This is a genomic window from Methylobacterium iners (genome assembly GCF_022179305.1).
GTDB classification, from domain to species: Bacteria; Pseudomonadota; Alphaproteobacteria; order Rhizobiales; family Beijerinckiaceae; genus Methylobacterium; species Methylobacterium iners.
Window position 1 is genome coordinate 38,896 of sequence record NZ_BPQP01000017.1, and the last position, 12,457, is coordinate 51,352.

At 60.1% G+C, this 12,457-nt stretch carries 14 protein-coding genes; 8 read left to right on the top strand and 6 right to left on the bottom strand.

Translation table 11 applies throughout. The annotated features are described in order from the left end of the window. The first annotated feature begins 441 nt into the window (after positions 1-441). Positions 442-786 (top strand): hypothetical protein, encoded by a 345-nt coding sequence (locus MFF55_RS05935; protein WP_238243165.1) that lies wholly within the window; start codon positions 442-444, stop codon positions 784-786. A gap of 1,051 nt (positions 787-1,837) precedes the next feature. Here the strand turns inward: MFF55_RS05935 and MFF55_RS05940 are convergent. From MFF55_RS05940 to MFF55_RS05950, 3 genes are all read right to left on the bottom strand, one after another. Then, entirely contained in the window at positions 1,838-2,143 is a 306-nt protein-coding gene (locus MFF55_RS05940) for a hypothetical protein (RefSeq protein WP_238243166.1), read from the bottom strand. 88 nt (positions 2,144-2,231) lie between these two features. Next, on the bottom strand, positions 2,232-2,438 hold the full coding sequence (locus MFF55_RS05945; protein ID WP_238243167.1) for a hypothetical protein: 207 nt from the start codon (positions 2,436-2,438) through the stop codon (positions 2,232-2,234). A gap of 283 nt (positions 2,439-2,721) precedes the next feature. After that, the gene (locus MFF55_RS05950) at positions 2,722-2,940 is read right to left on the bottom strand and encodes a hypothetical protein (protein ID WP_238243168.1); all 219 of its coding nucleotides are present in this window, start codon (positions 2,938-2,940) and stop codon (positions 2,722-2,724) included. A 640-nt stretch (positions 2,941-3,580) separates the two neighbouring features. On the opposite strand from MFF55_RS05950, the gene MFF55_RS05955 reads away from it, so the two are divergent. The 4 genes from MFF55_RS05955 (at position 3,581) to MFF55_RS27085 (ending at position 7,330) form a co-directional block, all read left to right on the top strand. Then, on the top strand, positions 3,581-3,847 hold the full coding sequence (locus MFF55_RS05955) for a hypothetical protein (protein ID WP_373874730.1): 267 nt from the start codon (positions 3,581-3,583) through the stop codon (positions 3,845-3,847). A 280-nt stretch (positions 3,848-4,127) separates the two neighbouring features. Then, complete coding sequence (locus MFF55_RS05960) at positions 4,128-4,508, top strand: hypothetical protein (RefSeq protein ID WP_238243169.1); 381 nt, start codon at positions 4,128-4,130, stop codon at positions 4,506-4,508. Between the two features lie 270 nt (positions 4,509-4,778). Next, positions 4,779-5,840 (top strand): HD-GYP domain-containing protein, encoded by a 1,062-nt coding sequence (locus MFF55_RS05965; RefSeq protein WP_238243170.1) that lies wholly within the window; start codon positions 4,779-4,781, stop codon positions 5,838-5,840. A 1,178-nt stretch (positions 5,841-7,018) separates the two neighbouring features. Next, positions 7,019-7,330, top strand: a complete 312-nt coding sequence (locus tag MFF55_RS27085; RefSeq protein WP_373874731.1) for a DUF6894 family protein — start codon at positions 7,019-7,021, stop codon at positions 7,328-7,330. Positions 7,331-8,255: 925 nt separating this feature from the next. On the opposite strand, the gene MFF55_RS05970 is transcribed toward MFF55_RS27085, so the two are convergent. After that, on the bottom strand, positions 8,256-9,008 hold the full coding sequence (locus MFF55_RS05970; protein WP_238243171.1) for a hypothetical protein: 753 nt from the start codon (positions 9,006-9,008) through the stop codon (positions 8,256-8,258). A gap of 55 nt (positions 9,009-9,063) precedes the next feature. Further along, the gene (locus MFF55_RS05975) at positions 9,064-9,456 is read right to left on the bottom strand and encodes a hypothetical protein (protein ID WP_238243172.1); all 393 of its coding nucleotides are present in this window, start codon (positions 9,454-9,456) and stop codon (positions 9,064-9,066) included. 421 nt (positions 9,457-9,877) lie between these two features. Here MFF55_RS05975 and MFF55_RS05980 point away from each other — a divergent pair, with 421 nt between their 5' ends. The 3 genes from MFF55_RS05980 to MFF55_RS05995 all read left to right on the top strand — a co-directional run bounded on the left by MFF55_RS05980 (position 9,878) and on the right by MFF55_RS05995 (position 12,032). Then, a complete protein-coding gene (locus tag MFF55_RS05980; protein ID WP_238243173.1) occupies positions 9,878-10,078 on the top strand; it encodes a PCI domain-containing protein in 201 nt (66 codons plus the stop codon). Next, positions 10,053-10,229 carry a hypothetical protein gene (locus MFF55_RS05985; protein WP_238243174.1) on the top strand — a complete coding sequence of 59 codons (177 nt, stop codon included), beginning with the start codon at positions 10,053-10,055 and terminating at the stop codon, positions 10,227-10,229. The genes MFF55_RS05980 and MFF55_RS05985 overlap by 26 nt, the downstream gene beginning before the upstream one ends. 1,245 nt (positions 10,230-11,474) lie before the next feature. Beyond that, the gene (locus MFF55_RS05995) at positions 11,475-12,032 is read left to right on the top strand and encodes a dihydrofolate reductase family protein (RefSeq protein ID WP_238243176.1); all 558 of its coding nucleotides are present in this window, start codon (positions 11,475-11,477) and stop codon (positions 12,030-12,032) included. A gap of 2 nt (positions 12,033-12,034) precedes the next feature. Here the strand turns inward: MFF55_RS05995 and MFF55_RS06000 are convergent, their stop codons facing one another. Further along, a complete protein-coding gene (locus MFF55_RS06000; protein WP_238243177.1) occupies positions 12,035-12,220 on the bottom strand; it encodes a hypothetical protein in 186 nt (61 codons plus the stop codon). Between the last annotated feature and the right edge of the window lie 237 nt (positions 12,221-12,457).

The window sequence follows — 12,457 nt, forward strand, 5'->3', positions numbered from 1 at the left end:
TGTCGCCATGGCTGGTAACGACACACCAAATCCCCTCGGAGCTGCGTCGGTGCAGCCGAGGATGAACGAACAACCAGCGTCCAAGAGCACGTCCGGCACGGCCGATCAGGCTCGCGAGGCGGTAAGGAACGTTAGAGATTACGCATCTGACACATTGAGTGACGTCTCGAGGCGTAGCACAGACTATTATCGCCAGGGCAGCCAAGCTGTTGGCGGCGTAGGTAGTACCGCGATGGTGAGCATGTTCATTGCCGGCGCGGTAGGCTTCGGTATTGGCTGGTTGGTCTTCGGGCAGCAATCCCGCTCGGGCGGCTACGTCGCTCGGCGCATGAGCTACGGCAGCGAACGTGATTTCTGAGCGGCCGTCCTTTCGGTGCCTCATGGTCCACAAACTCGTTAGGCCCTGAGAGTGATGCTCCAGAACATCAAGACCGCAGTCCAGTGACAACAGAGCTACGCCAGGAGCTTGTGAGCAGGCGGGCCGAGGGCATCGAGGCTTCGCTGCTTCAGATCGGGCTAGGCCGCGATGCCAAGGATGCAGCGCTGACCATCCGCGCGCATCTGATTGATCTGTTCGGCTTGCTCACGCGCAATCCCGGCCAGGATGCGGCGGCTGACGACCTACGGAAGAGTGTTCACTCTGTCGTCAAAGCAGGTGAGGGTCCCGGCGTGGATGACCGACAAGCGCGACAGCTGGCGCAGGCTCACGCTCGCTTTCGTGCTCGTCTCGTAGCCGCCGGCGTCGATTTCAACCTCGAAGGCGGAGTGGAGAAAGCGCGCGGTTAAGTGGCTCCAGAGTTGTCAGGTAGGACTAAGCGCTCTGGAAGGATCATCACGATGACAAATCACACCCTGGAAGGCTGGCACGCCGAGCCGCTGCCGTCAGAACCAAAGCGAAGCGCTCCCCTGCAGGCGCGTGCCGCCGAGGCGACTGGCGCAGCCGCAACGGGTGCCCAGGCGGTGGGAGCTCTAGCCGTTGGCGCCATCGCCGTCGGCGCCCTGGCGCTTGGGGCAGTCGCCATCAGCGCCTTCACCATCGGCCGGCTGTCAGTTCGACGCGTGTCGATCCGAGACGGGTACTTTCGCCGTCTACATGTCGACGAGTTGACGGTCGGAAACCTAGAGGAGCTCCGGCGAGATCCCACTGCCGACGCATGAGAGGCGAATTCAGTGTCGAATTGCTCGCGGAGGACGCTTCTGGACCAGGGGTGTGGCTGTGGATGCACTAGGTGGATTGAGGCTGATCATGAAGGGGCGTAACGGGTGCAGGATGAGCCCCTTCGCACGTAGCGTCCTATCGTCTGCAGCAATCGCCGTCCTGGCCACCGCGGCCGTTTGGCTGTTTGTGATGCCGGATGAGCCTCAACGCGCCGCGGATGACGGTGTTATCGCGGCTCTTGTTGCGTCGGTCATCGTGACCGAGAAGGTTCGGCGGGACTCGCAACAAGGCTGATCAGGCATCTGAATGCGAAAGGCTCTTTGAAGTGAGGAACGGACTGATTTTGTCCTCGGGATAGCTGTATGCCTGTTCTCCTACCGCTTGGCTGAGGTGGAGAACCAGCGCTACGCATCATCGGTGAACATGTGTCCAGCAAAAGTCGGATTGTAGTTCACGATGCCTCAGCAACGACGCCGTAATGTCTGCAGGATGACCAAGGAAATTACCTGTAGATCCAAAGCAGCGTGCCACAGGAAGGGTCCTAATCAGTGGTCATGGAACTCCTAACTGGTAGCCAATGCCATTTGGGACCAAGCGCTCCTAGGTTCGAAAGCCCTTTTTTGGGAATCGAACCGTGCCGAAGGCTGGGACGCGCATCGTCGCTCGTCGTTGATGGGTCTAGACCCCACTTCCCGCCTGCGGGATGGCTGCCTCTAATAGGGTCAGGACGATATCGATGATGGGCTTCTGCTTGGCGCTGTTTGATCCGCCGATCTCACCGGTCTCAACTCCCGCGATCAGGCTCTCACCGAAGGCATGCACCTCATGAAGGCGATCCGGGCCAACAGCGGTACCGAAGGCCACGAAGGTGTGGTTCAGCGCGATCGTGAGAAGATCCAGGACGGCGCGAAGCTGCTCGTCACTGAGCTGAGAGAGCGTGTCTTCGGGCTGCTCATCGCCGTCCTCTACGAACTCGATTTCCATGCTGCCCTTGTCTCGTTGGCGCCTCGAGGGTGAACGCAGTGGGTGAGCCACGCAACCGCGTTTTGGCTTACCAAACTCGACGTCGCACTTAGCGAAGGTAGCCGCTCGCCCGTAGCGCCTTCTCGACCTCCTCATAGACCCCTTGCATCACGTCGTCGTTTTGAGCTGGCGGCGGATGTACCGGCACCATCGGCTTGAACTTCATCGTTTCAGGCGGAAAGTGCGCAGGCTGCTGCTCCATGAGGACCTCATCAGCGTCTCGACGGGACACCGTGGCGAACAGCTTTCTCAGCATAAGCGCCTCCAATCTCTGCGGCGCGCGCAATGTAGCGCTCGCTTGCTGACTGCATCAACCATGCTGGAAGGCGGTTGGTTCGACGGCTTGAAGCAGAAGCCTGAACCGTTCGCTATCGGAGTTGCTGAAACGCTTACGAACGCGAGCCCGAAACCGAACCAGCTATCAGGACAATCACGCACATGACGATGATGGCAGGCTCAACCATGAGCGACGGGCCCTCCTTGGTGAAGCGGCGTTTCATGCTCTCGCCGGCCGCGCGAGCAGGATCGGCATCTTACCTTCAGGAGGGCTGCTCCTCCGTGGTCTCCTCAGCGCCCTTGGCGGTTTTGTCCTCATCCTCGTCGCTAAGCAGCTCGTCGATATCGTCGGCCAAATCGCTCAGCTGGTTCTCGGTCGCGAACACGCGAACAACCTGACCGTCGTCTGTTTCCAAGGTGATTTGATAGCCGCCCTCCACGTCATCGGTCAGAACGCGAGCAAGTATTTTCATGGGGGCCATAGTGAGTCTCCATCCAGTTGGGCCAAGGGCAACGTGCAACACGACTGAATGAGCCAATCCAGGATGCATGAGCGTCACCGTTCCCATGGAGAGCTGCGTCCCCTGCATGGTCACCAGTCGTCTGGAGGTTACAATTCTGCTCCAAAGCGCTACTTATGGTGGTTAACCTCCTGAACGAAAGCGGCTCAGCACATGCACGACCTCAAGGACAGTGGTGCCCGCGATCGATCTGAGACAAGGGCTGCCAAACAGAAAGAACGCAACATTGCGGGGGCGTCAGCCTGGGCGGACCATGACGCAAAGCAGGAGGTCATGGAGATTAACCTCTCTCGCCAGCGAGCTTTGCGCCTTGCTCGGGACGAGGCCGTGATTGCGACTGCTATGGTAACGCCGAAAACCAAATTGAGAGTGCGTCATCGAGCAGCTTGACTGGACTGTAACCCAGCTCTCGTTCCGAGATTGCTGCGGAAGACGACCGTCGCATACGGCCCCGCCCGGCGCACGCCGCGGCGGGATTATCCGTGCCTGATCTCCTCAAAAGAAAACACCCATGTTTGGAAACAATTGGTGCAGAAGGAAGCTTATCTCTGCTCGTGTAGCGGCCAACGGTATGTCCGAGGGTCCAACCAGAGGTGCTCCTGTGAAGAACATCATTCTTATCAGCGCCGCTCTGTTCGCCACACTGCCGGCGCTAGCTCAAACCGGTGCGGCACGCCAACCTGGAAGCGACGGGACTGTCATCCAGCGTGAGCCGAACAGCACTGGCAATAGCAGCAATACCGCCATCTCTCGCGGTGCGACCGGCGCTGACACCGCTACGACTAATTCTGCTTCCGGCGGCAACGCCAACAAGCCCGAGCAGGCAATCCCGAATAGCAGTGGCGGTGGTGGCAGCGGATCTCAGTAGCGCTCGTACTGATCTTCCATGGCGCGTCGCAGCCCCGCCGGCGTCCGCCGAGCGGGGTTTTGTCACGTTGTTCCGGCCAAGCACCTGCTTCATGGACGGCGATGGAAGTTCACTGACACTTCCGCAACCTTGAACCCGCCCGGCACACGCCGCGGCGGGCTTTTTCATACATACGGTTGTATGAGCCATTTCCGTGCGGCCCACAGCTGAAACTTTCTCTCAAGTGGCAGCGTATCAAGCTGTACGAGGGGAGTGCTCACTGAAATCTCAGGAGCCTCACATGCGCATTTTTGCGCCACTAATCGTCGTGCTTTGCGCGCAAGGCTCGCTCGCTCAGGCTCAAGGAAAGCCTCAGTCACGTCCCGGGACCTCAGAAAAAACCATCGCTACGAGCGATGAGAAAGCCGCGGAGATCAAACGTCTGATCGAGGCAGGTCAGGCTCGCCAACGAGCAACGGACGCTCGTAATACCTTCATCTGGAAGCGATGGGATTATGCGGTTTGCATCGGATGTGGACCGATGCCGAAGACGTTCCGGATCGTTCACACAACACCATCGCGTGTTCTTGCGGGTTTTCTCGCAGCCAACGACGACCAGCGCTCGATGCGGTCTTCCAAACGGGCTGTGACAACCAGCTCCTGGGCCTCGATGCGAAGGTAGACGTCGCCTCCTTCGGCCAGCCTGCCCGGCACCCGCCGCGGCGGGCTTTTTCGTCAGCATTGATTGCGCAAAGCATCGCCGACGTTCCCAGATCTGAGCCAGACTTGTATTTCTTGGAAAGTTCGATCCCGCAGCGCTGGTTACAAAAGGCCGGGAGAGATTCAGGCTTTGGCAATACCTAGGGCACAAAACTCAACCCGCTGATCCACGGACTCTCTGCGAAGAAGCCGCAGGCGCTTGAAGGTCCAACAAGCCGGGGAAGATGTCTAAATGCTGGCTCTTGTCCTCGACGACGATGAGATGAACAACCTGCTGATGGTTGCCGCCTTGCAGCCCCTCGCTGGATGTACACCGCGTGACTTCACCCTGCCGGTCGAGGCGCTTGCTTTTGCAGAGTCCCACGCTGCCGAGATCGGCATCGTCGTCACGGACTACGAGATGCCGGGCATGAACGGCATTGACTTCATACGAGCGGTGCGGCGCATTCCAGACCTCGCGAACGTTCCGACCGTTATGGTGACCTCCTTCAACGAACGCAGCCTGCGCCGTGAGGCGCTGGAGGCTGGCGCGACCGATTTCCTTGGGAAGCCCGTGGACCCCTTCGAGATCCGGGCTCGCGTCACAAACCTCCTTGCACTATCAGTTGCTCACCGCGTGGAGCAGCAGCATGCGGCACAGCTCGCGCGCGAAGTCGCCGCAGCTGTGGCGCTGGTTGAAGAACGCGAGCGCGAGATCGTCTCGACGTTGATGCGGGCAGCCGAGAACCGGGATACGGAAACGGGCGATCATATCGCCAGGGTTTCAACCTACACGGGGTTGATTGCGGAGGCTCTCGGTCTCGCTCCCACAGAATGCCGGCTCTTCAGCTTGGCCGCCGCCATGCACGATGTCGGGAAGATCGCGATCCCGGATGCCATTCTGCTCAAGCCCGGCCCTCTCACCCCTGAAGAGCGCGCGGAAATGGAGCAGCACGCCGCACGGGGCCAGCGCATCTTGGGGGGAGGCGCCTCACCTGTGATGCGGCTTGCTGCCGAGATCGCAGCGAGTCACCACGAGCGCTGGGACGGCAAAGGATACCCATACGGTCTGAAGGAAGAAGCCATCCCGCTGTCCGGCAGGATGGTGGCCGTCGCTGACGTTTTCGACGCGCTTACGACGGAACGGCCCTACAAAAAGGCTTGGTCACCGGAGAAGGCGCAGGCTCATTTGATGGAAAACGCCGGGGCTCACTTTGATCCCAGGATCGTGGAAGCATTCATGAGCCGTTGGTCGCAAGTGCAGGCAACCTTGTCGTTGTCGCAATTCGACCAGCGTGGCGGGGTCGCGGCCTAACGCTCTCTACCGTGATAATCCAATCATCAATCGAGTTTGAGATCGTGGCTCGCGTGCCGTTCTGAATGTCACCCGCCTGCTCTGGATCGTACCTACGCTTTCCTGAGATCCACGTCTGGTCCCGCCGGTAACCAGGTTACACGCTGGCAGATCAACAGGAAGCCCGCCCGGCTCATGAGTTAGCGGGCTTTGCCGTGCAATCCGGAAGGATTGAAGTTCGGAACAAGAATGGCCTTTGCGCATGGCAGCTATGCTCCTGCAACCAAGAAAAATGGTTGCCTGAAAAAGCGGCCCAAGTCTTGGGAGAAAACGCCCGTAAGGCCAGCCATATCGCGATGCTATCGCGATCTCGCAGAGGAACAATGCGTTGTCTGGGATTCCAAAGTCAGGGCTGCTCGTCGCTTCTCGTGCCGGGGCTTGATAAGCCATCAGCTACTTCGCGAACCGCAGGCGTAATACGGTCCGCGAGCATTTAGTGTGTAAGTGCGCAAAGCTGGGCTGCGTTCAATCATGAGTTCGGGTGATGTCGCTAAAAAAAATGGGGGTGCGGAATCGCGCCTTTTGGAGCCTGCTCGTGCCGGACACTATGCGACCGGTGGTGCTTTCTGTGCGCTCATTCACGCGCATAGCTTCGATCAATGGCGGCGATACGATCGTGGTGCGTTTTCAGGCGCCGGATGGTCGGGACATCGCCCTACTCGTCCCGAAGTAAGCCCTTGAGGACTTTCGGCATCTGCTGAATAAAGGTCCTTAGCGCCTTCTAGCACCCATATTCGTGCCCACTCGGCTCGTTCCGCGGCGGGCATTTTCCGTGCGCATAGTTGCAGATTCGCGATTGTGTGGCTTGCTGGTGCGTAGCAGGATCGCTGGGCTGCTTCCGCAAGCAGTCGGTTTGGATCTCGCTGGTTCTTTCCCCCGATCAGCATCAGCGAGGCCAACTGAAACTAAGATCAGCCCGGCCGTCTCTCTGACGCGCCGGGCTTTTTCTCTCCTCGACCACACCAGTTGCACATGCAGGCGATTGTGGGGGTGGCGCAGGCCGAGGCTCTCGCGCACTCAACTTTTGTTCTTGCCGCTGCGGATCTCGGGGCTAAGGTGACCCCGTCCCGGTCACAACCCTCAGCACACCACCCATGTGAGACCAGTGTGCTCCCGCCCGTTTGCGCGCAGGGAGGCATGTGGACCACTACCTCTTCAATGTTCATGACTTGACGCTCGTGCGTGACGAAGTCGAGAGTGAGTGCGTCGGCCATAATGGCATTCGCAAAGAAGCGAGGTCATGCTGCCCGCCCTCGCAAAGGACGAGATCCCCAAAAGATGGCGAACGGCAGGCGTTTACGATGTTGGTGCGCAACGAGACCAAAGTGACGGCCTGCGCGGCGATCCTGATCTCGCGGATCTTTGACTCGGCGAGGACATCCCGCCGGTCGAGATGCTGCCAGAGGAGGACATTGCTCAGCGACTTCGGTCTTCCTCCGCTTGCGCGATAACCCGCCCAGCTTGCGCCGCGGCGGGTTCGTCGGCTTCTGGTCCGCTTCACTTCTAATCAAGCTCTCCTCAGCGAACTTCCCGACACCTACCTCGCACCCGAGGCCTGGCTCGCGGCCTTCGATTAGACTGGGCGGACCTTCGCGTCTGGATCGCTGCTTTATTCGGAGAACCTCACCGAGTTCATTGTCTTCCTGGCCCTGACGCGGGGAAAGCCGATTGGCTGGCAGCAGCGGGTCATGGGCTGACGGTCATTCAGAACGTCGTCCAGGGCGACGGTGAGGAGAAAGAGGTGACAGCCGCGATCAGGATGAGGTCCAACGGCGACACGCAGTTCCTGATCGTGGCGGAGAAGACGAGCGTAGGACCGGCCTTTTGGGCGATCGCAGATACCAGGATCGACGGCCATCTGCCTCCCGGCTTCAGTGTTCGCAAAGAGCTTCGCGATCTGCGATCGAGCGTCAGACGTCTGATCGGTCGTAATCCCTTCGATCCCGTTCAGGTAACACGTCGAGTTCATCCGGCTGGCGACACGCGCCCAGCAAAGCCGAAATGGTCTGCGTCAGCGTTGTCCCGGTTCGCACCCGTAGGGCGGGACTGATCGCGGGAAGCGTTCCTTGATGCGCGCGCAACCCCACTCGCGTAACGGCCCCGGCAAACGGGTGTTCACCTCAATCCCGATCTCATCGTAGGGAGACGCTCCCGCAGTGACATAGCTGTACCACTTCCAGCCGAGGATTCCGACGAGCGAGAGAACTCCGACCAAAACCGCTGTGACGATGATCGATACTGGGCTGTTGGCAGACCTGCGAGGCGCTGTGTTCATGGCGATTCCGATAGCACAAAGCGACGATCGTGCCGGAGGTGAGGCGAACCCCGCCGTCAACTCGGAAGCAGGCGGGATGATCCGGTCGACGCCAGGACGGATCATCGCGTTCGAACAACTCCTTCGAGCGGAGCTCTGGCGAGGACCTGTCGAGCCTCGGAGCGTTCCTTAGCCTCCGCCCCACATTTCGTGACATGCACGACCCGGTTGACGACCTGCAGATTGGGAGCGCCCCAATAGCCAAGCAGCAGCGGCCAAGGCTCATCGCGATGTTCCCGCCAGACTTGGTAGAGTGGCACCCGGTGGTCGACTTCCGCCGTCCGGAGCAGTCGCTTGCCTGAGGAGGAGCAACGGTGCCGCTGGTGCGCCTTCAGGGTCCGTACGTGCTCGCTCGGCGCCACCCAGAGCTTCCAGGCCGCAACGCAGGCCGCATGCCAGCGCGCGTTCGTGTTCGGCTTACTGCTAGCCCAGAGATCCTTGTGCCAGCCGAATCGGTACACGGGCTGCCCGCAGATGCAGCAGTGACCCCGGCCATGAGTGTGAGCTGGTTCCCGATAGGGTGAGGGTGGCATGCGGAAGGTGGAGGCGAGACCGGTCCCCTTCTCGTTGCCAAGGCGCCACCTCCAACCCTCGGGCGAGCCTGAGCGGGCTGCCAAGGCTCTTGCAAGGCGGTCAGCGCGCAGGATGTGCGTGCGCCAGTAGCTCTCGACCGCAAGGCGCGGGGTCGGCGGGATCAGCGGTCTTGCAAGGGCGTGCTGCAGGACCGGCGCTGGAAAGATCGGGGGCAGGGCACGCGCAAGTCTGGCTGTCGCTTGCGCGTTGCGGGTGTCACGCCACTCGGATGCCTTCGTCATAACTCGCTTCGCGGTATGGAGACGCCAAACTGTGACTTCGGGCACTGACAGGAGGCTACAGCCATCTTCCGCCCTTGAAAGCCCAGAGTGCAACGCCATCGGTTGGCTGGCCAGGGACATTGCGGCGGTAGTGGGTCCGCTGAAATAGAATGCGGTCCGGTTCAATCCCGGACGCTGTCTCGCCGCTCAGGACCAGAGCACCGCAATAGTCGGAACGCAGGACCCCGAGCGTTGGGTGCACTCCGAACAGCTCCAGCGTCGTCCAGCCGTAGCCTGCGGCCTCCTCCGCGTAATGGTCGAGGAACGCCACCGCGGCGGCATGCACCGCCTGCCACTTCGCCCCCGCAAGACCGGGGCAGGGCGGCACGCCTGGCTTCAGCGAGAGGAAGGTGTGTCGCCAAGCTGCGACTTCGGGATGTGCAGTTAAGAAGGCGGGTGAGTCTGACATGCGATCCGGACGCTGAAGCGGGCCGGATGCGATGAGGCGTCAGGGTTAAGAGACAGTGAAAACCAGCGTGCGAACTCCATCATGGGGAAAGTCCGCCTTGCTCATGGGGGCACAACGGCGGCGGTGGAGCTGACGTGCAACTTGGTCTGCATGGCGTCTGGCGGCCAGCCCAAGCGCCCCGCCGCCCGGTCTGATTGTGGGCAGGCGGGGCGCTCGTGTGAGAGATCACGACGGAGCCGATACGCAACTTGGCTCGCGCAGAGAGTGGGGCTGAGAGGTTAGCCAAGCCTCAACCAACACGGAACAGCTAATCCCAAAACAGGAGCACATCCAAATGGTCGGATGGACATTGGAGAGACCGCGCGATCCGGGTTATTGCGCCGCGTCTCGGTATCTCAGCACCCTGAAGCAGGATTGGACCATGCAGGCCTTCACGTCACCCGCTCCCACGATGCACGCCGTCGTGCTGCGCGCATGGTCGGCCGGCGACAACACGGCCGACATCGCGCAGCTGCTCGACGTGAGCGAGCCCGAAGTCGAGCGGATCCTTGTCGAGGCGCGCGAGGCGCGTCGCATCACGCCACCGCAGGACGGAGATGGCGCAGCACCCCTCAGGACCTGAGCCACCGCGGCCCGGCTGGATCTACACGGTCGTCGGCCCCTGGCTCAAGGCGGCCTTCCGAGCCAAGCCGACGGCGGGCATCTACGCACGGCGCGTCAACACGCTGTTCACGTTCGCCAACGAGCGCCGAGCGCCACCTTCGACCCCCTGACGTTCACAGGCACAGCGCTGAGCGACCGAAACGGCGAGCGCCTCGCGCTCCTGATCTCGGCACGCAGCATGGCGATGCGCGGTGAATCCGTGGGGTTGATCGTCCAGTTTTGCGCCGAGAAGGACCGCAGCCGATCAACTTTCAGGTTCCGCCGGCGCCGGTCCTGGGAGCGGATCGCCGCTGCAGAAAACAAGGGGGATTTGAAAGGGTAAATTGACGATCATTCAGTCTGTGTGATGGCTGACGATCGAGATTGCGCGGCACCGCAAAGATGATCAGTGAATGCGAGGGACCAGAAATTAACCTGTCCTGCTGCAATGCATCGATCTGGATTAAAACAGCGAGTTACAACACAGTTTTGCTAGTCACCCATGAGAGGCGACGGCGCGTCTTACGTCGTAAAGTCAAACATGGTTTGACCTTCTATGAAGGGTCTCTCGTACTTGATGGTGGTTACTGCGGAGTCTGACGCCAGGCTGGTCGCCGGCGACAAACTCTACGCCCGCTTCCTCAAGTGCACGCTGAACAGCTTGCACTTTCGCAAAGAGGCCCGGTAGAGGACCGGAACCGCCAGACTCCATCTTGCGGATAGTGTTGACGTTGACTGAGGCACGTTCGGCAAGCGCAACTTGTCCCAAGCCGACCAACGCACGAGCTGCTTTCAATTGGTTGCTAGTTGTTAGCATGACCCCTCACGATGGGAGAGATATGTATTGCAACCAAAAAATTGTCGATGTGAGAAACCAAGATCTCCCATATGTAAAATACCTACGTATGTTACTTTTTTAACCATACAGTGAAACACTAATCCCCATGTTGCAATGCAACGTGAAAAGGATCGTCTCCGATCAAAGCGATGGCAGATTTTCCCAGCTTCCAACCGATGCACGTGATGCATCTCATATCGTCGCTGTAGCAAAGCTTCCGAAGCTGGAAACAAGCCTTAGCACCTGTAGAGCTGCAACAGGACCTAGCCCTCGCGCAGGCGTGATTGCGCGCCCCCGAGGAGATCGAGCCGTGACCGTGACAGGCGCTCAGTCCTCGTCCATGCGAAGACGCATGTCACGCTCACGCTTGCAGGGCGAATCCACACAAGCAAGACGCTGGTCGGTTGCGGCTCTGCGCCTTCGGCCGACACTGGGCTCAAGTGGGCTAGACGGCTGCGTCCGACCTAACGCGGAAATGGAACATCCATTGCCAGCAAGAGCCTTCCGTCTTTTTGAGCGTATAGCATAGGCTGGCCGCATGGGACGCTTGACCTTCGGCTTGAATGTCACCCTGGACGGTTGCGTCGACCACCAGGAGGGGATCGCTGACGACGAGACGCACGTGTTCTTCACCCACCTGATGGACGCGGGCGGGGCGATGCTGTGGGGCCGAAGCACCTACGAGATGATGGAGAGCTACTGGCCGGCCGTCGCTCGCGGCGACGTGGAGGCGCCGCCGGCAATACGCGAGTGGGCGATTAAGCTGGAGGCTAAGCCGAAATACGTGGTGTCGAGGACGCGAAGGCACTTCCCTTGGGGCAACAGCCACCACATCGCTGACGATCTGCGAACAGGCGTGCAGAGGCTCAAAGACGCGACTCCTGCGGGCGTCCTCCTTGGTAGCGGTAAACTCGCGACCGAACTGGACCGGCTGGATCTGATCGACGAGTACCAGTTCCTCATCCATCCCAGGATCGCTGGCCACGGCCCGACCCTGTACCAGGGCGGGCTGCCTCTTACGCGACGGCTCAAGCTGGTTTCGGCCAAGCCGCTCCGCAATGGTGCGGTCGCCATGCACTACCGGCGCGAACGCTAACTTCAAGCACCGGGCAAGTTCATGTCGATGAAGGCGAGGTCGGGCTGCGTTGCGGAAGCGAATGCCTTGGCTTGTACGGACTTCGCTGCAGGCCCATGCACGTGATGTTTGATATCTTTGAGAAGGTTGATGAGGTTAAGGGCGATCAGTGCCTCGATTTCAACGATCAAGGCCGATTCTGAATTCAACGCTTTGTTCGACGCCTTTATCATGCGGTTACAATGCGAGGTGCCGTCGCAGAGTTCGGGGCTGCACCATGCACCGCGGTGTCAACTACCGGTAAGATGTTTTCGGCGGAACGAAGGCAGCAACTAGGAAAGCCCCCGGGAGGCGATTGCGGATTTATAATTTTCACGGAAACGAACGCGGCCTTCATGCTTTCTGGTTCTGCTTGGACAACTTGCCGCGCAGAAACCTGCTCGCTC

Coding starts and splice junctions, on each gene's coding strand:
- MFF55_RS05940 (WP_238243166.1), bottom strand. CDS start 2,143: ATGGAAATCGAGTTCGTAGAGGACGGCGATGAGCAGCCCGAAGACACG.
- MFF55_RS05945 (WP_238243167.1), bottom strand. CDS start 2,438: ATGCTGAGAAAGCTGTTCGCCACGGTGTCCCGTCGAGACGCTGATGAG.
- MFF55_RS05950 (WP_238243168.1), bottom strand. CDS start 2,940: ATGGCCCCCATGAAAATACTTGCTCGCGTTCTGACCGATGACGTGGAG.
- MFF55_RS05960 (WP_238243169.1), top strand. CDS start 4,128: ATGCGCATTTTTGCGCCACTAATCGTCGTGCTTTGCGCGCAAGGCTCG.
- MFF55_RS05965 (WP_238243170.1), top strand. CDS start 4,779: ATGCTGGCTCTTGTCCTCGACGACGATGAGATGAACAACCTGCTGATG.
- MFF55_RS05970 (WP_238243171.1), bottom strand. CDS start 9,008: ATGACGAAGGCATCCGAGTGGCGTGACACCCGCAACGCGCAAGCGACA.
- MFF55_RS05975 (WP_238243172.1), bottom strand. CDS start 9,456: ATGTCAGACTCACCCGCCTTCTTAACTGCACATCCCGAAGTCGCAGCT.
- MFF55_RS05980 (WP_238243173.1), top strand. CDS start 9,878: ATGCAGGCCTTCACGTCACCCGCTCCCACGATGCACGCCGTCGTGCTG.
- MFF55_RS05985 (WP_238243174.1), top strand. CDS start 10,053: ATGGCGCAGCACCCCTCAGGACCTGAGCCACCGCGGCCCGGCTGGATC.
- MFF55_RS05995 (WP_238243176.1), top strand. CDS start 11,475: ATGGGACGCTTGACCTTCGGCTTGAATGTCACCCTGGACGGTTGCGTC.